This is a genomic window from Pediococcus claussenii ATCC BAA-344 (genome assembly GCF_000237995.1).
Taxonomy (GTDB): Bacteria; Bacillota; Bacilli; order Lactobacillales; family Lactobacillaceae; genus Pediococcus; species Pediococcus claussenii.
The window spans coordinates 840809-863795 of the sequence record NC_016605.1; the positions used below are offsets into that span (position 1 = coordinate 840809).

21 protein-coding genes are annotated in these 22987 nt (G+C 35.4%); 19 read left to right on the top strand and 2 right to left on the bottom strand.

Annotation, left to right across the window (positions count from 1 at the left end; genetic code table 11):
• Nucleotides 1-6 precede the first annotated feature (6 nt).
• Genes coaD through holA form a run of 6 tightly spaced genes read left to right on the top strand, consistent with a single transcriptional unit; the run spans nucleotide 7 to nucleotide 6020 of the window.
• Nucleotides 7-480 (top strand): pantetheine-phosphate adenylyltransferase, encoded by a 474-nt coding sequence (gene coaD, locus PECL_RS04015; protein WP_014215311.1) that lies wholly within the window; start codon nucleotides 7-9, stop codon nucleotides 478-480.
• Nucleotides 477-1511 (top strand): SepM family pheromone-processing serine protease, encoded by a 1035-nt coding sequence (locus PECL_RS04020; RefSeq protein WP_041534598.1) that lies wholly within the window; start codon nucleotides 477-479, stop codon nucleotides 1509-1511. Before coaD ends, PECL_RS04020 begins: the two co-directional genes overlap by 4 nt.
• Nucleotides 1512-1557: 46 nt before the next feature.
• Nucleotides 1558-2235 (top strand): helix-hairpin-helix domain-containing protein, encoded by a 678-nt coding sequence (locus tag PECL_RS04025; RefSeq protein ID WP_014215313.1) that lies wholly within the window; start codon nucleotides 1558-1560, stop codon nucleotides 2233-2235.
• 19 nt (nucleotides 2236-2254) lie between these two features.
• The gene (locus PECL_RS04030) at nucleotides 2255-2749 is read left to right on the top strand and encodes a ComE operon protein 2 (RefSeq protein WP_014215314.1); all 495 of its coding nucleotides are present in this window, start codon (nucleotides 2255-2257) and stop codon (nucleotides 2747-2749) included.
• Complete coding sequence (locus tag PECL_RS04035) at nucleotides 2733-4994, top strand: DNA internalization-related competence protein ComEC/Rec2 (protein ID WP_041534599.1); 2262 nt, start codon at nucleotides 2733-2735, stop codon at nucleotides 4992-4994. The genes PECL_RS04030 and PECL_RS04035 overlap by 17 nt, the downstream gene beginning before the upstream one ends.
• Before the next feature lie 9 nt (nucleotides 4995-5003).
• Nucleotides 5004-6020 carry a DNA polymerase III subunit delta gene (gene holA / locus PECL_RS04040; RefSeq protein ID WP_014215316.1) on the top strand — a complete coding sequence of 339 codons (1017 nt, stop codon included), beginning with the start codon at nucleotides 5004-5006 and terminating at the stop codon, nucleotides 6018-6020.
• A gap of 86 nt (nucleotides 6021-6106) precedes the next feature.
• Here the strand turns inward: holA and rpsT are convergent, their stop codons facing one another.
• Nucleotides 6107-6361 carry a 30S ribosomal protein S20 gene (gene rpsT / locus PECL_RS04045; RefSeq protein ID WP_014215317.1) on the bottom strand — a complete coding sequence of 85 codons (255 nt, stop codon included), beginning with the start codon at nucleotides 6359-6361 and terminating at the stop codon, nucleotides 6107-6109.
• Nucleotides 6362-6574: 213 nt separating this feature from the next.
• On the opposite strand from rpsT, the gene rpsO reads away from it, so the two are divergent.
• The 8 genes from rpsO to PECL_RS04085 all read left to right on the top strand — a co-directional run bounded on the left by rpsO (nucleotide 6575) and on the right by PECL_RS04085 (nucleotide 14780).
• Entirely contained in the window at nucleotides 6575-6844 is a 270-nt protein-coding gene (gene rpsO / locus PECL_RS04050; protein ID WP_014215318.1) for a 30S ribosomal protein S15, read from the top strand.
• 124 nt (nucleotides 6845-6968) lie between these two features.
• Nucleotides 6969-8678 carry a ribonuclease J gene (locus PECL_RS04055; protein ID WP_014215319.1) on the top strand — a complete coding sequence of 570 codons (1710 nt, stop codon included), beginning with the start codon at nucleotides 6969-6971 and terminating at the stop codon, nucleotides 8676-8678.
• The gene (locus tag PECL_RS04060) at nucleotides 8671-9555 is read left to right on the top strand and encodes a hypothetical protein (RefSeq protein WP_014215320.1); all 885 of its coding nucleotides are present in this window, start codon (nucleotides 8671-8673) and stop codon (nucleotides 9553-9555) included. The genes PECL_RS04055 and PECL_RS04060 overlap by 8 nt, the downstream gene beginning before the upstream one ends.
• 236 nt (nucleotides 9556-9791) lie before the next feature.
• The gene (gene tuf / locus PECL_RS04065; protein ID WP_014215321.1) at nucleotides 9792-10979 is read left to right on the top strand and encodes an elongation factor Tu; all 1188 of its coding nucleotides are present in this window, start codon (nucleotides 9792-9794) and stop codon (nucleotides 10977-10979) included.
• 151 nt (nucleotides 10980-11130) lie between these two features.
• On the top strand, nucleotides 11131-12444 hold the full coding sequence (gene tig, locus PECL_RS04070) for a trigger factor (RefSeq protein WP_014215322.1): 1314 nt from the start codon (nucleotides 11131-11133) through the stop codon (nucleotides 12442-12444).
• Between the two features lie 158 nt (nucleotides 12445-12602).
• Nucleotides 12603-13853 carry an ATP-dependent protease ATP-binding subunit ClpX gene (clpX, locus tag PECL_RS04075; protein WP_041534600.1) on the top strand — a complete coding sequence of 417 codons (1251 nt, stop codon included), beginning with the start codon at nucleotides 12603-12605 and terminating at the stop codon, nucleotides 13851-13853.
• Nucleotides 13854-13894: 41 nt separating this feature from the next.
• Nucleotides 13895-14485, top strand: a complete 591-nt coding sequence (gene yihA, locus PECL_RS04080) for a ribosome biogenesis GTP-binding protein YihA/YsxC (RefSeq protein ID WP_014215324.1) — start codon at nucleotides 13895-13897, stop codon at nucleotides 14483-14485.
• Nucleotides 14486-14489: 4 nt separating this feature from the next.
• Complete coding sequence (locus PECL_RS04085; RefSeq protein ID WP_014215325.1) at nucleotides 14490-14780, top strand: nucleoside triphosphate pyrophosphohydrolase family protein; 291 nt, start codon at nucleotides 14490-14492, stop codon at nucleotides 14778-14780.
• A gap of 65 nt (nucleotides 14781-14845) precedes the next feature.
• On the opposite strand, the gene PECL_RS10345 is transcribed toward PECL_RS04085, so the two are convergent.
• Nucleotides 14846-14980 (bottom strand): SPJ_0845 family protein, encoded by a 135-nt coding sequence (locus PECL_RS10345; RefSeq protein ID WP_267878797.1) that lies wholly within the window; start codon nucleotides 14978-14980, stop codon nucleotides 14846-14848.
• A 238-nt stretch (nucleotides 14981-15218) separates the two neighbouring features.
• On the opposite strand from PECL_RS10345, the gene PECL_RS04090 reads away from it, so the two are divergent.
• The 5 genes from PECL_RS04090 to PECL_RS04110 all read left to right on the top strand — a co-directional run bounded on the left by PECL_RS04090 (nucleotide 15219) and on the right by PECL_RS04110 (nucleotide 22884).
• A complete protein-coding gene (locus tag PECL_RS04090) occupies nucleotides 15219-16652 on the top strand; it encodes an ABC transporter substrate-binding protein/permease (RefSeq protein ID WP_050899613.1) in 1434 nt (477 codons plus the stop codon).
• On the top strand, nucleotides 16645-17388 hold the full coding sequence (locus PECL_RS04095) for an amino acid ABC transporter ATP-binding protein (RefSeq protein ID WP_014215328.1): 744 nt from the start codon (nucleotides 16645-16647) through the stop codon (nucleotides 17386-17388). The genes PECL_RS04090 and PECL_RS04095 overlap by 8 nt, the downstream gene beginning before the upstream one ends.
• Before the next feature lie 153 nt (nucleotides 17389-17541).
• On the top strand, nucleotides 17542-19338 hold the full coding sequence (gene uvrC, locus PECL_RS04100; protein WP_041534601.1) for an excinuclease ABC subunit UvrC: 1797 nt from the start codon (nucleotides 17542-17544) through the stop codon (nucleotides 19336-19338).
• 287 nt (nucleotides 19339-19625) lie between these two features.
• Complete coding sequence (gene obgE / locus PECL_RS04105) at nucleotides 19626-20918, top strand: GTPase ObgE (RefSeq protein WP_014215330.1); 1293 nt, start codon at nucleotides 19626-19628, stop codon at nucleotides 20916-20918.
• A gap of 16 nt (nucleotides 20919-20934) precedes the next feature.
• Nucleotides 20935-22884: an acyltransferase family protein gene (locus PECL_RS04110; protein ID WP_014215331.1), complete on the top strand. Its 1950-nt coding sequence runs from the start codon at nucleotides 20935-20937 to the stop codon at nucleotides 22882-22884.
• The last annotated feature ends 103 nt before the right edge of the window (nucleotides 22885-22987 follow it).

Below are 22987 nucleotides of genomic sequence, written 5' to 3' on the forward strand. Positions count from 1 at the left end.
GGAGACATGACAAAAGCACTTTATGTTGGAAGCTTTGATCCAGTCACATATGGTCACATTGATCTGATTAAACGTTCTGCGAAAATTTTTGATGAAGTGGTCGTGGGTATCGGGATTAATACCTCCAAAAAGCCAATTTTTACTGAGCAGGAGCGCGTTAATTTTATTAACCATGCAGTTAGGTTGGATAACCTAAAAGTAGTAACTTTTTCCGGACTTACAGCTAATTTTTTTATTGAAAATAATTTTGATGTTTTAATACGCGGAGTTCGCAATGGGGCCGATCTTGAAGCGGAAAAAGCAATTTCGGGTATGAATAATTATTTGAATAACAAAATAGAAACGGTTTTTTTACCAACTAATCCTAAGTTTGAATTTGTTTCTTCTAGCCTGATTAAAGAGGTTGTTAAAATGGGTGGATCGGTGCAAGGACTGCTTCCCGATGAAATTATTTCTGGACTGCGAGCAAGACTTGAATGATTAGAAAAAATTTAAAGTGGGTTGGAATTGTATGTACCTTTGTTGTGGCTACTCTATGCCTATGCTTTTTCCCGATGAATAACTATGTTGAGGGACCTGGATCTGCAGATCGTTTAGCCAAATATATAACAGTTAGTGGAGGAACGGTAAGGCAAAAGAATAGTTTTTATATGACATCAGTTTCTGTTGCAAAAGGTACTCCGCTTATCAATTTATTTGCAATGCTAAACTCACACTATGAAATGGTTAGTAATGATTCTATTGTTGGAAATCAAACTAACCAAGAGTACGAAAAAGTTCAAGATGTTTATATGAGCAGTGCTGAAAACGCAGCCAAAATAGTTGCCTATAAAGCAGCAAATAAGAAAATACATGTTAAAAATAATGGAATATATGTGCTTGATGTAATGAATAAATCAACGTTTTATCAACGATTAAAACCGGGCGATGTTTTACAAAGAGTTAACAAGGAAAAAATTAATAATTCCAGTGACGCATTGACATATATGAAGAATACTAAACTTAATCAACCTCTTACATTAACTGTACAGCGGGGGAAAAAGCATTTTAAATTAACAGGGAAAAGTGTTCACCTTCAAGCAGGACGTAATGGAATTGGAATCTCACTGGTAGATGCCCAGAAGGTAAGTACAATTCCAAATTCCCGTATTAATGCTCATGGGGTTGGTGGGCCTTCAGCGGGACTGATGTATGCTCTACAAATGTATTCGGAGTTGGTTTCAAACTTTAAAATAAAAGAAAATATCGCTGGAACAGGAACAATTGATGATAAGGGGAATGTTGGTGAGATTGGCGGAATTGATAAAAAAATAATCACCGCTAACCAAAAGGGAATTAAAATATTCTTAACTCCGTATGTAAAGGGCACGAAAGATGTTAAAAAGGTAGAACCAGAACATCTTACTAATTATGAGTTGGCTGAAAAAACGGTAAAAAAATATCATTTAAATATAAAAATTATTCCAATTACTAGTTTTAATGATGCAATTAAATATTTAAAAGAGAGTTAGATATTTTTAACTCTTTTTTTGTATCTTAAATTTAGGAGGAAACTTAATGGAGGAATTATGGGAAAAATATCAAAGACAAATAATTATGGCGAGTGTTATGACAACGATTGCGATATTAATTGTGACTATTTTAATGGGAGCTACGCGGCCCAATAATGTTAAGGTTAACGGAGAAGAGAATTCTAACAATGATAATGTGGTTTCTGAAAAGAGAGGTGATAAAAAAATTTCGTCTACGCTGATTTCGGGGCAAAAGCATACAAAAATGATGGTGGATGTTAAAGGAGCTGTAAAAACTCCTGGTGTTTATGAATTTTCAAAGGGAATGCGAGTCCATGACATTATCCAACTTGCTGGCGGAATTACCAAATCCGCAGATTCAAAGCTGGTTAATTTTGCTCAACAGTTAAGAGATCAACAGATAATTTATGTCCCTATTAAAGGTGAAAGTAAGCTGGATACAGGTCAATCAACTAATAGTACAGTGGCAACTAAGGAAGGCCTTAAGGATGACGCTGACGTTTTAGAAGAACAACAAGTTAATATAAATACTGCAACACAACAGGAAATTCAGAAGTTAAATGGAATTGGTGAAAAGAAAGCAGAACAAATTTTAAAGTATCGAGAAGAACATGGTGAATTTAAAAAAATTGAAGAAATAAAAAATGTAAAGGGAATTGGTGCTAAGATGTATGAGAAAATAAAAGAGGATATTATTATTTGAATTAGTGAGGAAAATAAATATGGATAAAAGAATTGATTGGGACCAATACTTTATGACACAAGCAACTTTGTTAGCACTTAGAAGTACTTGTCAAAGATTGTCGGTTGGTGCTCTGATTGTTAGAGATAAAAGGGTGATTGCTGGGGGATATAACGGATCAGTTGCTGGAGATGTGCATTGTATAGATGAAGGATGTTATTTAGTGGACGGTCATTGTGTGAGGACTATCCATGCAGAGATGAACGCCGTATTACAGTGTGCTAAATTTGGCGTTGCAACAGAGGGAGCAGAGGTATATGTAACAGACTTTCCTTGCTTACAATGTACTAAGATGTTGTTACAAGCTGGAATTGTGAAGATTAATTATTTACGTAATTACCATAATGATAAATATGCAGTAGAATTATTAAAGCGAAAAAAAGTTGATATTAAACAAATTAAATTTAGTTCAGAAGATCTAAAGAAAATTGATTTGTCCGCAATTATTGAAAATTTAAGTGAAGATTCAAAATAGCTTCTTTTGGTCAGCAATACTTGCTATGTTAGTGCTTGGATTCTATTTTTCACACAAAGTTATTTTCGCCATTCTGGGGATTGCTTGGATTGTAAGGGCCGTGTGTCTGAGGTCAAAACTTATTTTAATAGCAATGCTTTTGACCAGTGGAATGGCAATTTTTGTATGTCATAGAGTTAACAAAAATATTGAAGTTGGGAAGGCCTTAGTTGGTAAAAAAGTTGAACATTTAAGAATTAAGGCAGAAACGGATCAGGTCAAAATCGATGGCGATCAGTTTATAATTCGAGGTGTTAAAAATGATTTGACTGGTTTACCTATTATGATTTATGGGTCATTGAACAATATCAACGAAAAATATTTTCTAAGTCAAAATCGTCCGCTATTTTTAAAGCTTAACGGAGTAGTGGGAGTACCAGTATCACCTACTAATTTTAATCAAAGTGATTCTAGAATTTTTAGTTATTCCAAAGGTGTTTTTTTAACTCTTGAAAAAGCAAAAATAGATCGGATGCAAATCAGGCAAACTTTTTCCATAGTTGATTGGCTACATTGTTTTAGAGAAAAATTGGTTTTAAGATGTAATAGTTTCGAAGAACCAATTAGAGGTTATGTTCTGGGAGCAGTTTTAGGTTATCAAGATGAGTTCATGCAACAAAATAGTGAAAAATATAAGAATACAGGAATTATTCACTTGTTTTGCATTTCTGGACTGCACGTTTTCTTTTTAGTGGACGGATTGAAAGCTTTATTTCGAAGGTTAAGGATAACGAAAGAAACTAGCGAAAGTTTACTTCTCGTTTTGGTTCCCATTTATTATGTTATCGGTGGGGGGTCAACTAGTTTACTACGTTGTATTTCTATTGTTTGGATAAATACATTTTGTAGCCGTTTCAGACTTAAACAAAGAAATATTGACACATGGGGACTTGTTTTATTAATTAACATGTATCTTAATCCTTTTGTATTATTTTGCTTAGGTGGTCAATTAAGTTATTTACTTTCGCTTATTTTGATAACCTTAAAATTCAAGAATAAGGTCTACCAATCAATAGCACTATTTTTAGTAGAGATTCCTTCTCTATTGTATTTTACATATCAGGTCAATATTTTAACTGTATTGTTTAATCTGATTTTTATTCCTATATTTTCCGTTATTATTTTACCGTGTGCGATTTGTTTACTACTTGTTCCAGGATTAAACATTGTTTTGGGATTACCAATCATTTTTTTTGAAGTATTAATTAAGATGGCCGAGAAAATGCCAGGTCTTATACTCGTTGGTAAACCTCATGCGAACGTTGTAATACTGTTGTTTATCATTACTTTAAAGTTAGTGACAATTGATCAGAATATTAAAACTTACAAACAAATAAGTGGATTAGCATTTGTACTGTATAGCTGTGTTTATATGCTATTACATTTGGTTCCCTATGGGGAAGTGAGTTTTTTTGATGTTGGGCAGGGAGATTGTATTCTAATTAGAGAGCCATTTAATCGGAGAATTAGTTTGATAGATACTGGCGGCAGAGTTGGTTTTGTTAAAAATGGGTGGAAAAAAAGGCAAAAAATCGAGGTACCCCAAGCCAACCGAACATCTGTCAATTATCTAAAGAGTTTGGGGATATCACAAATTGATAATTTATGTTTAACGCACCAAGATGTGGATCATATTGGCGATACTGGTACAATTTGTAAAAACTTCAGAGTAAAACGTCTAATAATTGGTGATGGGATGTTGGATTCGCTCGGGTTCAAAGATAAAGTGAAATCAGTAATAAATAGAAAAACATCAATCAAGTCTGTTAAAAGCGGTTTTATTGTTCGAAATTTTCCATTCCAGGTTTTATATCCTGAGAAAAAAGGAAAAGGAGCGAATGAGGATTCTCTTGCATTGATTGGTACTTTCGGAAAACAAAAATTTCTCTTTACCGGCGACTTAGATCAAAACGGTGAAAAAAGAATGATGGAAATGTATCCTGAATTAAAGGTTGATGTTTTTAAACTAGGTCATCACGGTAGTAGGACATCTAATTCAGATGCAGTTTTTGATATTGCCGGTCCCCATGTTACGATTACTTCTGCAGGGCGAAAAAATCGTTTTGGGCATCCGCATAAAGAGACAATAGAAAAAATTAAAAAGCATCATATTCTTAATTATTCGACACAAACATCTGGGATGATTAGTTATAGATATTTTGAGAATGATTCTGGAAGATGGATAACAAAATTTAAAGGAAATTGAATACAGATAATGAAGATAACGGAATTAGAAAATGAATTAAATTCGAATATAGTTAAAAATATTTATTTGGTGAAAGGAAACGATCAGTTCATTCAAGATCATGCAAGAAAGCTTTTTTTAAATTTAATTCCTGATGATCAGCAAGTAATGAATGTAAGTAGTTTTGATTTTTTACAAAGTGGGATGGAATCAATTCTTGATGAGGCGCAATCGGCCCCATTCTTTGGTGATAGGAGACTGTTATTCATAACGGCGCCGTCTTTTTTGTCAACGGAAAAAAATAAAAGCAAATTTGCCCCCTCAGGATTTAGTGATTATGTTAAGTCGCCAGAGCCATCAACAATTTTAGTTTTACTGGCCAATTATGAAAAACTTGATGGCAGAAAAAAAGTTGTTAAGAATTTAGAGAAAAATGCGGTAGTGGTGGATGCTAGTCATCCTAATGAGTCAGATGTGAAGAATATAATTAGCAGAATGGTTAAAGAGAAAAAATATAAAATTGATTCAGAAGCAATGGATCAGCTAATTGGACGAACGGATAACGATCTTTCACTTGTAGCACAGGGCTTGGAAAAATTGTATTTGTATAATTTACAAGAAAAGGTGATTACGTTTGATAGTGTCCAAAAATTAATCCCGCAAAGTTTGAATCAAAATGTTTTCGATTTGATCAATTTTTTACTTAAGCGCAAAGTAAAGGAGAGCATGTCAGTTTATTCAGAACTATTATTTCAACAGGAACAACCTCTAAGAATAAATGCAGCTATTCTAAGCCAATTTAGACTTTTGATTCAAGTCAAAGTTCTTTTGGATAAAAGTTATTCTCAAGGTAAAATTGCTGGGGAGTTGGGAGCACATCCGTATAGGGTCAAACTTGCTATTCAAACGGCACGTCAATTTCAAATTGAGCAGTTACAAAAAGCCTTTTTAGGAATCACAGATATTGAAAAGCAGCTAAAAACCACTCAAAGGGATCCGCAAGAATTATTTGAATTGTTCTTGGTTGCATACAATAATGGTTGGTAGTGCCTAACAATTGGACTTATAGGGTTGAAAAAGCAAAAATAAAAAGCGTTTGGGATTTTCCAAACGCTTTTTATTAGTCTAAATTTTTACTTACTAAGTTGTTTTGCTAAACGTGATTTACTACGAGCAGCATTGTTAGCCTTGATAAGACCCTTTGACTTAGCACGATCGATCTTGCTATATGCTTGAGTTAATAATTCGCTGGCATTCTCAGCACCATTGCTAGCAGCAGTTTCGAAAGTCTTGATGCTGGTGCGCATAGCGCTCATCTGAGAACGGTTGCGTGCTGCAGCTTTTTCATTAGTGCGAACACGCTTCATTGCTGATTTGATAACTGGCATTTGATTCACCTCCAACACAAATATCTGTTAATACAACAGTCTGTATTATACAGAAATTATAAAGTATATGCAACGAGATAAAAAATATTCTTGCAAAATAATGATTAGTTAGATACTATTATAGGAGTGCATAGCACAATCTCAGACTTAGTTTGTCGATCTGCCGACGATTTACTCAGTTTGGTGATACTAATAATATAGAGGTGTAAGTACATGGCAATTTCACAAGAAAAGAAAAATGAATTGATTAAGCAATACGCACGTCACGAAGGTGATACGGGTTCAGCAGAAGTTCAAATCGCTGTTTTGACTGCTGACATCAATGAAATCAATGATCATTTGAAGATTCATCGTAAAGATTTTCATTCACAACGTGGTTTAATGAAAAAGATTGGACATCGTCGTAACTTGTTAGCTTACTTACGTAAGAATGATGTACAACGTTATCGTGATCTAATCAAGAGTTTAGGACTCCGTCGTTAAAATTGGGTGCTAATTTCGAAGCCTTCTGTTTATGCAGAAGGCTTTTTTGTATTCTAAATTATGGTAAACTAATAGAAGCTGAATTGAACGGATAAATATAAATAAAATTAGGTGGTATTTAACAATGAGCAGTTCGATTAAAATAATTCCATTTGGCGGAGTACGCGAAAATGGTAAGAATATGTATGCAGTACAGGTTGATGAAGACATTTATATATTAGATTGTGGATTGAAATATCCTGAAAATGAACTCTTAGGAATTGATATTGTAATTCCTGACTTTTCATATTTAAGTGAACACAAAGATCAAATCGTTGGCGTGTTTTTAACTCATGGACATGCCGATGCAATCGGCGCTCTTCCATATTTTTTGAAAGAATTCGATGTTCCAGTTTTTGGTTCAAAGTTAACAATTGAGTTGGCTAAAATTACTATTAGTGGGGAGACAGAATTAAAGAGTTACGACCAATTTCATATTGTCAATGAATCTAAAGAAATTGATTTTGATTCTGTAGTTGTTTCTTTTTTCAAAACAACTCACACAATTCCTGAATCTTTGGGCGTTGTTTTGAAAACTGATCAGGGACAGATTGTTTACACGGGCGATTTTAAGTTTGATCAAACAGTGGCTAACGGTTACGCCACCGATTATGGTCGCTTGGCTGAAATTGGGCGGGGAAAAGTTATTGCACTTTTGAGTGATTCCTCGAATGCTGAAAACCCACAGGCTAAGTCAAATGAAGTTGCAGTGGGGGATTCAATATGGGAAACAATTAATTATCATGATGGTCGAATTATTGTTGCGGCAGTTGCTTCAAATATTTTAAGAATTCAACAGGTGATTAATGCCGCCGCAAAGTCGCATCGTAAAATTGTTTTGACAGGACATGATTTAGAAAAAATTGTGAATACGGCTTTAAAACTTAATCGGCTTCACTTGCCTGAAAAAGATTTAATTGTACCTATGAATCAGTTGGCTAAACTGAAACCAGAAGAAACGATTTTACTGGAAACTGGTAAGATGGGTGAACCAATCAAGTCTTTACAGAAGATGGCATCAAGGAAGTCTGGACAAATGTCAATTCATGATAATGATCTAGTTTATATTGTAACAACTCCATCACATGCTATGGAAACAACAGTAGCAAAGACTAAAGATATGGTCTATCGTGCTGGCGCGGAGGTTAAATCAATTTCTGATGATGTTAATTCGGCCGGACATGCAACTAAAGATGACCTACAGCTAATGATGAATTTAATTCATCCGGAATATTTGATTCCCATTCAAGGTGAATACCGGTTACTAGCTGCTCATGCAGAATTAGCGAAGGAAGTTGGAATAGATTCAAATCATATTTTTATTACAAGCAAAGGTGATGTCCTTGAATATAAAAATAATGAGATGAGCTTGGCTGCAGGTATCGAAGTTGGAAATACGATGATTGATGGTATCGGAGTCGGGGACATTGGAAATATTGTGTTAAGAGATCGAAAAATTTTATCTGAAGATGGAATTTTTGTTGCTGTCATTACTATTGATCGTAAGCACAAAAAAATTATTACTGATCCAAAGATCACTTCAAAAGGCTTCGTTTACCTGAAAACAAGTACAGATCTTATAAATGTTAGTTCAGAAATTGTTAAGAATACAGTTCAGACTAATTTGGATCAAAAAGAATTCGACTGGGGACATTTGAAACAAGATGTTCGTGACAAGCTTGGCAAGTATCTATTTGAACAAACTAAAAGACGACCTGTTATCTTACCAGTAATCATGGAAGTCAATCAGCACCATAAAAAGTCTAGCAAAAAGAAAGCTACTGACAATGGATAAAGAAGATTACTCGTTGAATAAAGTTGAACAAGAAATAAGGGCCGGTCATAATGATACGGCCCTTTCTATTTTAGAGGTAATGGATAACCGATCTTTTGATAAAGACGTCCTATTTCTCTTAATAAGAGTTTACTTGCAAGTAAATAAAGCTAACCAAGCTTTACGCCGAATTAAAGAGCAAGAGAATATTTTCTTATCCGATAAAGATGGACTTATCTTATATTTAGATGCTTTGATTTTAGATCGAAATTTTATTAAGGCCAGGACAATGCTTCGTTTTGTAAGCAGCAAGAGCCTACATGAGAAAAAATTAAGCGAAATTTTGAATGCAGAATCACTTTTTATAAATGAATTTCCTAAAACTATTAGAGAATATGAAAAAGATTTTTATCACCTGGGCGAGTGCTCATTGGTGGAGCAAAATAAAGCAATCGAGAATGCCAATCATCTGCCAGCGAGTAGTTATGTAAAGTCAGCGAAGTTTCTTTTTCTGGATCCATATTTGAATCAAATGGTTAGAACAACTGTTTTGCAAAAAATTGTAGGTGCAGGGTTGCAGATTCAGGCTAAATTTTTGTGGATTAATGAAGAAACAGTATTAATTGATACTGATAGAATTCAGCCATTGGAGAATTCTAAATACTTTGTGGAGTGTTCTAAAATTATTAAGAACGTCACTGGTGAGCAGGGATTGGAAAATCTAAGAATGGAACAATTAAGAATATTTCTAAGCTTAGTATTTCCCTTCCCAGAAAAATTCATTAAGAGTCCTAGTGAATTCGTGAATGGGTTAATTGAACATAGCGAACATGGTATTGAAAATAGGTTTACAACACTAGATCATATTTTGATACAGCTACAAATGGGATTAAACTGATTGTGAAATTTAATGAAAGTTTTAAAAGATATCTTAGACAAGTTGAAAAATATAAATATCGCCCGCAAAGGCTGTATAAAGTGCTTGCTTATCAAATTTAGATGTCATATAATACTCAAGGATTCTCTTACGGCACTTTGCCTTTTGTAGAGGATGTAGTATAATATTTTTTAAAGGATCCGGCCGTGTTATGCCGAGGCTAGGAGATTCTTACGACATACAGGAGGTTCGTATTAATGGCAAAAGAACATTACGAAAGAACAAAACCCCATGTAAATATTGGTACAATTGGACACGTTGACCATGGGAAGACTACTTTGACAGCTGCTATTACAAAAGTGTTGTCAGAAAAAGGATTGGCAGAAGCTTCAGATTACGCTGATATTGATGCAGCTCCTGAAGAAAAAGAACGTGGTATTACAATCAATACTGCTCACGTTGAATATGAAACAGAAAAGCGTCATTATGCTCATATTGACGCCCCAGGACATGCTGACTACGTTAAGAACATGATCACTGGTGCTGCTCAAATGGATGGTGCTATCTTGGTTGTTGCTGCAACTGATGGTCCTATGCCACAAACTCGTGAACATATCCTTCTTGCTCACCAAGTTGGTGTTGATTACATCGTTGTTTTCTTGAACAAGACTGATCTTGTTGATGATGATGAATTAGTTGACTTAGTTGAGATGGAAGTACGTGAATTACTTTCTGAATATGATTTCCCTGGTGATGACGTTCCTGTTATCCGCGGTTCAGCTTTGAAGGCTCTTGAAGGCGACCCAGAACAAGAAAAAGTTATCATGGAATTGATGGATACAATCGACGAATACATTCCAACACCAGATCGTCAAACTGACAAGCCATTCTTGATGCCTGTTGAAGACGTATTTACAATCACTGGTCGTGGTACTGTTGCTTCTGGACGTATCGATCGTGGTACTGTTAAAGTTGGTGATGAAGTTGAAATCATCGGTTTGAAAGAAGAAAACCTTAAGACAACTGTTACAGGACTAGAAATGTTCCGTAAAACACTTGATGAAGGTGAAGCTGGAGATAATATTGGTGCACTTCTTCGTGGTGTAAACCGTGAACAAGTTGTTCGTGGTCAAGTTTTGGCTGCTCCTGGTTCAATCCAAACTCACAAGAAGTTCAAGGGTGAAGTTTATATCTTATCTAAAGAAGAAGGTGGACGTCATACTCCATTCTTCTCAAACTATCGTCCACAATTCTACTTCCATACAACTGACGTTACTGGTGTTATTGAACTTCCAGAAAACGTTGAAATGGTTATGCCTGGTGATAACGTTACATTTACTGTAGAACTTATTGAACCAGTTGCTATTGAAAAAGGTACTAAATTTACTGTTCGTGAAGGTGGCCATACTGTTGGTGCTGGAGTCGTATCAGAAATTGACGACTAATTTCGTAATTAAGTCCACTTCGGTGGGCTTTTTTTATTGTTTTTAAAATTGCTTTGGTAAAGAAATTTTGTTTACTTTCCGCTAAAATTACGATAAAATAAAGGCTGTACGCAATTTTATTGCAAAGATAATCAATGTCGGAGGGAACACAATGACTGCAAAATGGGAAAAAACCGGAACTAACGAAGGTAAATTAACTTTCGAAGTTGGAACAGAAGAAATTAAAAAAGGTATCGATCAAGCTTTTGATCGTACAAAGAAACAATTAAACGTACCTGGCTTCAGAAAAGGCAAAGTTCCTCGCCAAATTTTTAACCAAATGTATGGTGAAGAAGCACTTTATGAAGACGCATTGAACATTGTTCTTCCAGATGCTTATGAAGCAGCAATTGCTGAAGCTGGCATCGAACCCGTTGATCAACCACATATTGATGTAGACAGTATGGAAAAAGATCAGCCTTGGGTTTTAAATGCGGTTGTAACTGTAAAACCAGAGGTTGAACTTGGTGAATATAAGGGTGTTAAAGTAACAAAACAGAGTACACGTGTTACTCAAAAAGAAGTTGACGAAGAGATTGAAAAGAAGCGTCAAGATCAAGCTGAGTTGGTTCTTAAAGAAGACCAGCCTGCCGAAGACGGGGACACTGTTACAATTGATTTTGATGGATCTGTTGATGGTGAAGCCTTTGATGGTGGTAAAGCTGAAAACTACGATTTAGTTTTGGGCTCAAACTCGTTTATTCCTGGGTTTGAAGATCAGTTAGTAGGTCACAAATCTGGAGATAAAGTTGATGTGAAGGTTACATTCCCAGATGACTATCAAGCTGAAAACCTACAGGGTAAAGATGCGATATTTAAGGTTACAGTTCACGAAGTTAAAGCAAAAGAACTTCCTGCTTTAGATGATGAATTTGCTAAAGATGTTGATGAAGACGTAGATACTCTTGATGATCTAAAGGCAAAGGTTAAAGAACAAATTAAAGATCAAAAGAAGCAAACTGCTGAGGATACGAAAGAAAACGAAGCAATTCAAGCTGCTGTTGACAACGCTAAGATTGAAGAGATTCCTAATGCAATGGTTAAAGAAGATGTTGATCGCCAAGTTAGTCAATATCTTGCCAACATGCAGCAACAAGGAATTTCACCAGACATGTATTTCCAACTCACTGGTTCTACGGAAGATCAACTTCGTGAACAATTAACGGAGGGTGCAGAGAATCGTGTTAAGACTAACCTAGTCCTTGAAGCAATCGTTGAAGCTGAAAAGATTGAGATTTCAGACGAAGAAGTTAATTCTGAAATCAAAAACTTAGCAGACCAATACGGAATGGAAGAATCTGCAGTCCGTTCGGCCCTTTCGGAAGATATGGTTAAACATGATGTTGCTGTCAAGAAAGCAGTTGATATAATTAAGGATTCTGCTATCGAAGAAGCTAAGTCAAAGAGTACTAAAAAAGAAAATTAATTAAATAATTAACTTATTCATAAAGGAGACTGGGGTGAAAGAATGATTTTGCCACGGTCTCTTATGTGTATACAAGCTACTATGTAATGCTAATGAATAGAATCAATTTGGTTTATTTGTTATCATTAGTGCTATTAAATAAATGTGAGGTGGCTGAATTGTTCGATGACCAACAAGGTGGAACAATCACCTGTTCTTTTTGTGGCAAAACACAAGATCAGGTAAAAAAAATAATCGCAGGTCCAGATGTTTATATTTGTAATGAATGCGTGGACCTTTGTAAAGAAATAATTGATGAAGAACTGGCAGAAACAGCAGAACCATTAGTTGTAAATGATGTACCAACTCCTAATGATATTGTGGAACACTTGAATCAATATGTAATTGGTCAAGAAGAAGCAAAGAAGACACTATCTGTTGCTGTTTATAACCATTACAAGCGAATTAATCAAATGGAAGTTCAGGAAGATGAAGACGCACCCGAACTTCAAAAGAGTAATATTAGCTTGATTGGACCAACAGGATCGGGTAAGACTTTCTTAGCTCAGAGCTTGGCTAAAATTTTGAACGTACCGTTTGCGATTGCTGATGCAACAACGTTAACTGAAGCGGGATATGTTGGTGAAGATGTTGAAAACATTTTACTAAAGTTACTACAAAATGCCGATTATAATGTTGAGCAAGCTGAGCGTGGCATTATCTATATTGATGAAATTGATAAAATTGCTAAAAAGAGTGAAAATGTTTCAATTACTCGTGATGTTTCGGGCGAGGGTGTCCAACAAGCATTGTTAAAAATCTTGGAAGGTACTACTGCTAATGTTCCACCGCAGGGCGGAAGGAAGCATCCTCAGCAGGAGTTTATTCAAATTGATACTACCAATATCTTATTTATTGTTGGTGGGGCTTTCGATGGGATAGAAACCATTGTCAAGAATCGTTTAGGTGATAAAACAATTGGCTTTGGTTCTAATTCTAAAACGCAACTTGATGAGGAAGCAAGCTTAATGCAGCAGGTTGTTCCTGAAGATCTGTTGAAGTTTGGTCTAATTCCAGAATTTATCGGACGTCTTCCAATTCTTACGGCATTAGAAAAGTTAACTACTGAGGATTTAGTTAGAATTTTAACCGAGCCAAAAAATGCTCTAGTAAAGCAATATGAGGCACTAATGAAATTGGATAGTGTTGATTTGCATTTTACAACCCAAGCATTAAAGGCGATTGCTGATCGTGCTATTGCAAGGGATACAGGTGCTCGTGGACTCCGCTCGATTATTGAAAACGTCATGAGGGATATCATGTTTGAAATTCCTTCAAGAGATGATGTTGAAAGGGTTATTGTTAACAAAAAAACGGTGGTTGACGGAAGTGAACCAGAGTTGATTTTGAAGGGTCAAAAGGCTTCGTAGTCTTAGGACCTTTTATTTTTGAAGATTAGAGGAATTATGATATGGAAGTTCATAACGTTGAGTTACAAATAAGTGCGGTAGCACCTGAGCAATATCCAACTCAAGGATATCCGGAGATCGCAATGGTGGGAAGATCGAACGTTGGAAAATCTTCTCTTACAAATACATTAATTAACCGAAAATCATATGCTAGGACATCTTCACAACCTGGTAAAACACAAACCCTGAATTTTTATCGCGTTGAAGAAAAAGTTTTTTTTGTTGATGTGCCTGGATATGGTTATGCCAAAGTTTCTCAAAAGGAACGCGAAAAATGGGGTACAATGATTGAAACGTATTTGACATCAAGAAATCAACTCAAGGGTGTTATTTCACTAATTGATGCTCGACACCAACCAACGGAAGACGATGTTTCGATGTACCAATATCTTAACTATTATAATATTCCAATTTTAGTTGTTGCTACAAAGAGTGATAAGATTCCTCGTGGCAAATGGAATAAACAAGAGAGTTTGATCAAGAAAACGATCGGATTTGATAAAAAAAATAGTGCCTTTCAAATGTTTTCAGCACAGACCAAAGAAGGAAAAGATCAAGTGTGGAATTGGATTGAAAAGAGAATGAAGGGGTAATAGGATGAACTTCAACGAATATCAGGAAAAAGCAAATCGGACATTGCTGGGTAACGAGCAAGTTCTAACAAATTGTGCTTTGGGTTTGGCTGGTGAAAGCGGGCAAGTTGTAAATCTTGTTAAAAATTACACTTTTAGAGGCTCTGAATTGGATAAAGATGAGTTGACAAAAGAAATGGGGGACGTTCTTTGGTATTTATCTCAGGTTGCCGAGTGGGCTGATATTCCTTTTGATGATATTGCTAGGAGAAATATTCAAAGTCTAGAAAAGAGATATCCAGAACAAACGAACTAAACCAAATAAAAAATGCGATGATTATTCATCGCATTTTTTATTTGGAAAGTTTTAAAGCAGGTAAATTATTTTTTCTTATTTTGGCTGTTTTTTAAAAATTTGTCTTTTTTCTTTTTTTCATCATCTGTTAGAACTGGTTTAGCTGCAAATTTATCGAGAGCTTTTTCCAAATTTGTGTCGCGCTTTACTTGTAATCCCATTTTTACCACATCCTTTTTTATAATAATAACAAATTCTTTGAAAGAAGTCTTTTTTGGAAAATATACAAACTTAAACTTAATATTCGGTGTTTAATGCATATTTATTCAAAAAATGAATTTTTTTATTGCTAACGTTTCTCTATGGTTATATTCTTAAAACATTGTTATTGAAAAGAAGTGGAGAGTGGTTTAAGTGAAGTTGAAAACGAAGTCGTGGACATTGATTATACTGCTAAGTATGGTATTTAGCTTAGTGGTTAGTGGAACTTTATCTGCAATAGGGATTAAAGCGGACACAACTGATCCGACGTATGAAAAGATAGAAAAGAGTGGGGTACTCACGGTTGGAACAAGTCCTGATTATGCACCTTATGAATTTCAAACAACTGAAAACGGTAAGAGTGTTGATGTCGGGATGGATATTAATATTGCAAAAAAAATAGCGGCAGATATGCACGTTAAATTGAAAATTAAAAATATGGATTTTGATTCACTACTAGTTGCGTTACAAACTGGAAAAGTTGATATGGTATTAGCTGGTATGAATCCAAGCCCAGCACGTAAGAAAAGTGTAGATTTTTCCAATGTATACTACACTGGTGGGCAAAGTATCTTAGTTAATACGAAAGATGCTGGTATTTATAAGGATAAAAATTCCTTCGAACATAAAAAAGTAGCCGCACAAACTGGCTCATTACAGTATAATTTAGCAAAAAATCAAATTAAAGATTCTTCGGTCACAGGTATTGAAAAAGGGACAGACTTAATTTTAGCTTTGCAAACTAATAAGGTTGATGGTGTTGTAATGGAGACGCCAACCGCCGAAGCATTTGCTTCAAACAATAAGGGAATTAAAGTGATTAAAGGTGGATTTGATTTAAGTTCGGCTGATAGTAGCACGGCGGTAGCATTACCGCAAAATTCACCGATGTTGAAGAAACATGTAAATACAACATTGGCAACGATTAAAAAGGAAAAATTAATACCAGTTTATCTTAAAGAAGCTGGATCACATTTAAAGAGTAATACAGCAAATACCTCTATGTTACACTATTGGAAATTCTTTGCGATGGGTGTTGGATATACAGTTTTCATATCAATTATTGCTGTTTTTCTAGGAAGTATATTGGGGACATTATTAGCATTAATGAGACTCAGTGCCAATAAACTTTCAAATTTAGTTGCAACTGCATATATTGAATTTGTTCGGGGTACACCCTTAATGGTACAGTTGATGTTTGTATATTTTGGGTTAGGACTATTTGTGAATCTACCAGCTCTTACAGCGGGTATTATAGCGGTCGCTCTGAACAGTGCTGCATATGTTGCTGAAGTAATTCGTGGAGGTATTAATTCTATTGATAAAGGACAAACTGAGGCCAGTCAAAGTCTTGGGCTAAGTAAGTCAGACCAAATGAGGTTTGTAATTTTACCACAAGCTCTAAAAAATATTTGGCCAGCTCTTGGTAATGAATTTATTTCCTTAATCAAGGAAAGTTCAATTGTTTCAATAATTGGAGTTACAGATTTAATCTATCAATTAAAAATTGTTCAAGCTGACACGTATAGAGGTGTAGCACCAATACTAGTTGCAATGATTTTGTATTTCATTTTGACGTTCTCTCTATCAAAATTACTTAAATTCTATGAAGGGAAGTTTAACCATGCCTAAAAAAATGCTATCAATTAATAATTTGACGAAAAAATTTGGTGAAAATACAATATTAGAAGATATTACGGCAGAGGTAAATCAGGGTGATGTAATTAGCGTTATTGGACCATCTGGAGCAGGAAAAAGTACTTTTTTACGTTGTTTAACTATGCTTGAGGCGCCCACATCTGGTTCGGTATTCTTGGAAGAACAAGATCTTACTAAACTTTCATTGAAGGAATTGGAAACAGTTCGGGAAAAAATGGGAATGGTTTTTCAGAATTTTAATTTATTTCCAAATATGGATGTACTTCATAATTTGACTTTGGCTCCTATTAGAGTGAAAAAAGAAAGTGAATCAGTTGCTACGGAAAAGGCAATGGAGCTTTTAAAACAGGTTGGTTTGGAAGATAAAGTAACCGCCTACCCAGATAGTTTGTCTGGTGGACAGAAGCAGCGTGTTGCAATTGCACGGGCGCTGGCGATGAATCCAGAAATTATGCTCTTTGACGAACCGACGTCTGCTCTTGATCCTGAGATGGTTGGTGAGGTATTAAATGTTATGCGGGATTTGGCAACAAATGGAATGACCATGGTTGTCGTCACCCATGAGATGGACTTTGCTAAGTCGGTTTCCAACCAAGTATGGTTTATGGATGACAGAGAAATTAAAGAAAAAAATGATCCAGAAACGTTTTTCGAAAACCCCGAGACTGAACGTGCGGCTGAGTTTCTGTCTAAGATATTGAATAAATAATTTAATATTAGGATTATTAATTGTAAAGTGATTACGACAGGGAATGATTTGTCATAATCACTTTTTTAATATAAGAAACTTCAAAGTTGCTATACCATGGTTTCCAGCGGTATAATTATTAATCAATTATCGGAAAAAGGAAGCAAAAATATTATGGCATCAGATCATATTGAAAGAAAGCTTGCTTTGTTACCAGATCGACCTGGATGTTACCAAATGAAGAATTTAAACAGTCAGATTATCTATGTTGGCAAGGCTAAGAATTTAAAAAACAGGGTTCGCTCATACTTTAAGAGTTCTCATGACGGAAAAACCGCTAGATTGGTGTCCGAAATAGCTGATTTTGATTATATTGTTACTTCTAGTGATAAGGAAGCATTTTTATTGGAAATAACTTTGATTCAAAAATATCAGCCGTATTTTAATATTAAGTTAAAAAAAGGGACAGGGTATCCATACATTAAGATAACTAATGAACGTGATCCTCAAATGAAAATTGTTTCGTCAATAAGAAAAGACGGTGGATTTTATTTTGGTCCTTACCCGAATGTATATGCAGCTGAAGAGACTCTTCATTTTTTAGAAAAAGTATACCCATTACGCCGTTGCAATGGATTTCAGGGAAGGCCCTGTCTGTATTACCATATGGGACAATGTCTTGGTGCCTGTTTTAAAGAAGTTCCAGAGGAAGATTATAAGGAACAAATTGTTAAAATAAAGTCATTTTTAAACGGCAATGTGAGCAGTGTGAAAAAAAGTTTGCAGCAAAAGATGATGCAGTCCGCTGAGAAGCTGGATTTTGAACGTGCAGCTGAAATTAGGGATCAGATAAACTACATTGAAATAACAGTTGAAAAGCAAAAAATAATTTCAAATGATAGAACTCCTCGAGATTTATTTAATTTTTATTTTGATAAGGGGTGGCTCTCAATTCAAATCTTTTTCATTCGACAATCTCGATTAATTAAACGAGAAAAGAAGCTTTTTCCGGTTGTTAATGATGCGGAAGAAGAGTTAACTTCATTTGTACTCCAGTTTTATAATAATAAGAACAAAATCCTACCCAATGAAGTTTTAATTCCGAAAGGATTTGATAATACTGTAATTTCTGAAATACTTGGGGTCCCAGTTAGGACTCCACAACGAGGTGAGAAACGAGATCTAATGGACTTAGCACGTGAAAATGCACAAATCACCTTGGAAGAGAAATTTCGCTTGATGGAACTTGATGATAGTAAAACGGTTGGCGCAATGAAAGAAGTAACCAATGCGCTTGGAATACCAACTGGTCACAGAATTGAAGCGTTTGACCATTCACATATTCAGGGAGCCGATTTGGTATCTGCTATGGTTGTTTTTACGGATGGTAAACCAGATAAAAAGATGTACAGAAAGTATAAATTAAATACCGTTGATCATGCTGATGAAGCTGCTAGTACAAGAGAAGTTATTAGGAGAAGGTATACTCGTCTTTTGAAGGAGCATTCATCCTTACCAGATTTGGTATTAATGGACGGTGGCGAAATTCAATTAAATGCAGCGCGTGATGTTCTTGTGAATGAACTCGGTTTAACCATCCCCGTGGCTGGAATGGTTAAAAATGATAAGCATAAAACTTCTGACCTTCTTTTTGGCGAACAGGATATGCGAGTTCAATTAGATCCAAAAAGTCAGGGATTTTATTTAATTCAAAGGATTCAAGATGAAGTTCATCGTTTTGCAATCACATTTCATCGTCAATTGCATGCTAAACATTCATTAAGTTCAAGTCTTGATTCTATTAATGGGGTGGGCCCAAAAACTAGGACAAAGTTATTAAAGAAGTTTGGCTCAATTAGTAAAATCGGAAATGCTACAGTGAAAGAAATAACATCTTTAGGGATCTCGGAGAAAGTGGCAAAGACTGTTAAAGTTTCAGTGGCCGCACAATTAAAAGAAAATAGTGATTAGCACAATTGTACGAGTGGTATTCTATATAGTAGGGTAGTAAAAACAAACTTTAAATGATGAATTTTTTTCATTGATTGAGGTTTGTTTTTAAGCTGAATTTGTTTATTTATTTCTTGTGTTTTAACTACTTAAAAATAGAAATAGAATTTTATCTTTATTTTTACTTCAAACTTATTTTGCAGTATTTAAATAGAAATACTGATATATCAGGCATAAGGAGGCTTTACATTTCAAATAAAATGTATGCTATACTTGATTGAGATTACGTGAAATTATAGGAGATAAGCATGTTTGTAGACCAAGTTAAGATTGATTTAAAAGCGGGAAGTGGCGGAAATGGAATCGTCGCTTTTCGTCGTGAAAAATTTGTTCCCAATGGCGGACCTGCCGGTGGTGATGGTGGTCGCGGTGGTGACATTATTTTTCGAGTGGATCCAGGATTAAGAACTTTGATGGACTTTAGGTATAAACGCAAGTTTAAAGCGGAACCCGGACGAAATGGAATGAGTAAACAGATGACTGGGAAAAGTGCTCAGGATTTAGTCATTGCAGTTCCAGGCGGTACAATTGTGAAAGATGTTGATACTGATCAAGTCATTGGTGATTTAACTGAGAATGGACAAGAACTTGTCGTTGCTCGTGGTGGTCGTGGTGGTCGTGGTAACATGCACTTTGCTAGCCCACGTAATCCGGCACCAGAAATTGCTGAAAATGGTGAACCTGGTCAAGAATTAACGGTTACACTCGAATTAAAAGTTTTGGCTGATGTTGGCTTAATCGGATTTCCTTCGGTTGGAAAGTCAACATTACTTTCAGTTGTCACTAGTGCTAAGCCAAAAATCGCGGAATATCATTTCACAACATTAGTTCCTAACTTGGGAATGGTCCAGTTAGATGATGGTCGAGATTTTGTTATTGCTGATATACCAGGTTTAATCGAAGGCGCATCTCAAGGAATTGGGTTGGGATTTGAATTTTTACGTCATGTTGAACGAACTAAAGTTTTATTACATTTAGTTGATATGAGTGGTTTAACAGAAGAAGATCCATTTGATAATTTTAAGAAGATCAATAACGAGTTAAGGCGTTACAATCCCGTACTGATGGAACGTCGTCAAATAATAGTTCCTACCAAGATGGATTTACCGAACGCTGAAGATAATTTAAGCCAATTTATGAATTTAATTAAAAATGATGAGGAATACTTTGGGACAGAGGTATTTCCAATCTCTTCAATTACACATTCTGGCTTACAGGATTTAATGTTACATACCGCGGATATTTTGGATCAAACTCCGGACACGCCACTAGTAGATGCTCCAGAATCTGATGAGACTGCTGAATACAATTTCAATGAAGATAAAGGATTTGAGATTGAAAATATCGATGATGTTTGGGTTATTACCGGAGATCGAATTGAAAAGTTATTCAAAATGACCGACACAACGCATGATGAAAGCATGTTAAGGTTTGCAAGACAAATGCGTGGTATGGGAATCGATGATGAATTACGCAAATTGGGTGCAAGAAATGGGGACAATGTTCAAATTTTGGACTTTGTATTTGAATTTGTTGAATAATGGAGGAAATTAGAAAATGAATAGATCAGAATATAAGCAATCGACGCGACTGTTAAATAATGGGGATCGTCGTTATATTACAGGATTTGATGGCTTGAGAGTTTTGGCCTTGTTGGGGGTCATTTTCTATCATTTAATGCCGTACAGTGTTCCAGGTGGGTATCTGGGGGTGCCAATTTTCTTTGCGGTTTCAGGATACCTGATTACAGATTTATTTGTACAGGAGTGGGATCGGACGGGATCAATTAAAGTCGGATCTTTTTATCTAAGGAGACTGAGACGGTTATACCCAACTTTAATTGTTGTTTTAATTTCAAGTACCGCTTATATGACACTTTTTGCACATAATTTATTAGCGCAGATTCGTAGTGTCATCATTACTAATTTATTGTTTGTTTATAACTGGTGGGAAGTTGGGCATGGTCAATCATATTTTGATCGATATAATGGAGAATCACCATTTACTCATTTGTGGTATTTATCAGTTTTGGCCCAGTACTATTTTATTTGGCCAATTGTCATGATTTTGCTTTTGAAATTCATTAAAAGTCGACAACGTTCAGCAGTCATTTTGTTGGCTGGCGCGGTTATTTCGGCACTTTTAATGGCCTTCTTATTTTCACCAGCTAATACGAACAGAGTTTATTATGGCTCAGACACAAGAATTACACCTTATTTATTAGGGTCAGCGCTTTCCTTATTGTGGCCATCTACTCGTTTAAGAAAGATAATTGACAAACAGACTAGGCAGATTGTTAACGCAGTTGGCTTTTTATTATTGCTTATTATGATTTGGATGACCTTTGCTTTATCGGGAACTGGATCTATTGCATATCATGGAGGAATTTTCCTGTTTTCAATCATTTCTGTTTTGATGGTTGGAATAGTTGCCCATCCGGGATTTGGATGGGATAAATGGCTTACTAATCCCGTATTTAAATGGCTTGGTAGCAGATCCTACGCTATTTACATGTATCAATTCCCGGTTATGATTTTTTATGAACAAGTGTTTACTAACATCGCTGCACATCCAGTATTGAATATAATCGCTGAAATCCTAATAATTTTAGCAATTAGTGAACTATCATATCGGTTCGTTGAAATACCGCTAGCTAAATTTAATTATCGTGATACATGGGGATTTATCAAATCGGTTGTACAGCCATCATCGTCGCTTGGTTGGAAACGATATTTAGCAATACCGATAGTATTAGTGATTGGAATTGCAGGAACTGGTGCAATAACGGCACCGACTAATCCGTCTAAGAACACTGACGCTTTACAAACTAAGTTAAAAAAAGATAGTAAAAAAACGAACCAAAAAAATGCTGAAGTTCTGAAAAAGCAGAAGAAAGCTACTAAAGAATCTAATGAATCATCGGCATTATCTAAGATTAGAAATAATAATAAGGTAAAACTTTCTAAGCAGGAAACTGCATTAAAGAAGCAATATGGATTAACACCCGGCGAAATCAAGGTAGCTGAGAAGATTCCGTTGACTGGGATTGGTGATTCAGTGATGGCTGATACATCACAGGATATTCAAGATATATTTACCAACGCCTATGTTGATGCAAAGGTCGGTCGACAGGTTTGGGATGCACCGGATGTTATTAGTAGCCTTAAATCTCAAGGCAATCTCAGTAAGAATGTTTTAATTAATTTGGGAACAAACAGTCCAATGACACTAGCTCAGGTTAAAGACGTGGAAAATGCTGTTGGAAAAGACCACAATATCTACTGGGTCAATGTGCATGTACCAACTCAGGCTTGGCAGGGTGAGGTTAATACAACTCTACAGAAAGCAGCAAAAAAATATAGTAATATTAAGATTATTGATTGGAATGCATTAGCAAGTAATCAGCCAACGTGGTTCTATGGAGATCATGTTCATCCAAATCAAGTTGGTAGTGTACAATATACAAAATTAATCGCACATAAGATTATTGATGATCAAACGAAGTAAAAAAAGACTGAAAATCAGGTTATTGATTTTCAGTCTTTTTGGGTGGATGGTTACTTGATGACAAGATCACTATCACGAAGATAATAACCAAAAGAAGCGTGAT

What these genes read in the sequence shown, in the direction of transcription:
- coaD (WP_014215311.1), top strand. Translation starts at nt 7, where the DNA reads ATGACAAAAGCACTTTATGTTGGAAGCTTTGATCCAGTCACATATGGT.
- PECL_RS04020 (WP_041534598.1), top strand. Translation starts at nt 477, where the DNA reads ATGATTAGAAAAAATTTAAAGTGGGTTGGAATTGTATGTACCTTTGTT.
- PECL_RS04025 (WP_014215313.1), top strand. Translation starts at nt 1,558, where the DNA reads ATGGAGGAATTATGGGAAAAATATCAAAGACAAATAATTATGGCGAGT.
- PECL_RS04030 (WP_014215314.1), top strand. Translation starts at nt 2,255, where the DNA reads ATGGATAAAAGAATTGATTGGGACCAATACTTTATGACACAAGCAACT.
- holA (WP_014215316.1), top strand. Translation starts at nt 5,004, where the DNA reads ATGAAGATAACGGAATTAGAAAATGAATTAAATTCGAATATAGTTAAA.
- rpsT (WP_014215317.1), bottom strand. Translation starts at nt 6,361, where the DNA reads ATGCCAGTTATCAAATCAGCAATGAAGCGTGTTCGCACTAATGAAAAA.
- rpsO (WP_014215318.1), top strand. Translation starts at nt 6,575, where the DNA reads ATGGCAATTTCACAAGAAAAGAAAAATGAATTGATTAAGCAATACGCA.
- PECL_RS04055 (WP_014215319.1), top strand. Translation starts at nt 6,969, where the DNA reads ATGAGCAGTTCGATTAAAATAATTCCATTTGGCGGAGTACGCGAAAAT.
- PECL_RS04060 (WP_014215320.1), top strand. Translation starts at nt 8,671, where the DNA reads ATGGATAAAGAAGATTACTCGTTGAATAAAGTTGAACAAGAAATAAGG.
- tuf (WP_014215321.1), top strand. Translation starts at nt 9,792, where the DNA reads ATGGCAAAAGAACATTACGAAAGAACAAAACCCCATGTAAATATTGGT.
- tig (WP_014215322.1), top strand. Translation starts at nt 11,131, where the DNA reads ATGACTGCAAAATGGGAAAAAACCGGAACTAACGAAGGTAAATTAACT.
- yihA (WP_014215324.1), top strand. Translation starts at nt 13,895, where the DNA reads ATGGAAGTTCATAACGTTGAGTTACAAATAAGTGCGGTAGCACCTGAG.
- PECL_RS04085 (WP_014215325.1), top strand. Translation starts at nt 14,490, where the DNA reads ATGAACTTCAACGAATATCAGGAAAAAGCAAATCGGACATTGCTGGGT.
- PECL_RS10345 (WP_267878797.1), bottom strand. Translation starts at nt 14,980, where the DNA reads ATGGGATTACAAGTAAAGCGCGACACAAATTTGGAAAAAGCTCTCGAT.
- PECL_RS04090 (WP_050899613.1), top strand. Translation starts at nt 15,219, where the DNA reads ATGGTATTTAGCTTAGTGGTTAGTGGAACTTTATCTGCAATAGGGATT.
- PECL_RS04095 (WP_014215328.1), top strand. Translation starts at nt 16,645, where the DNA reads ATGCCTAAAAAAATGCTATCAATTAATAATTTGACGAAAAAATTTGGT.
- uvrC (WP_041534601.1), top strand. Translation starts at nt 17,542, where the DNA reads ATGGCATCAGATCATATTGAAAGAAAGCTTGCTTTGTTACCAGATCGA.
- obgE (WP_014215330.1), top strand. Translation starts at nt 19,626, where the DNA reads ATGTTTGTAGACCAAGTTAAGATTGATTTAAAAGCGGGAAGTGGCGGA.
- PECL_RS04110 (WP_014215331.1), top strand. Translation starts at nt 20,935, where the DNA reads ATGAATAGATCAGAATATAAGCAATCGACGCGACTGTTAAATAATGGG.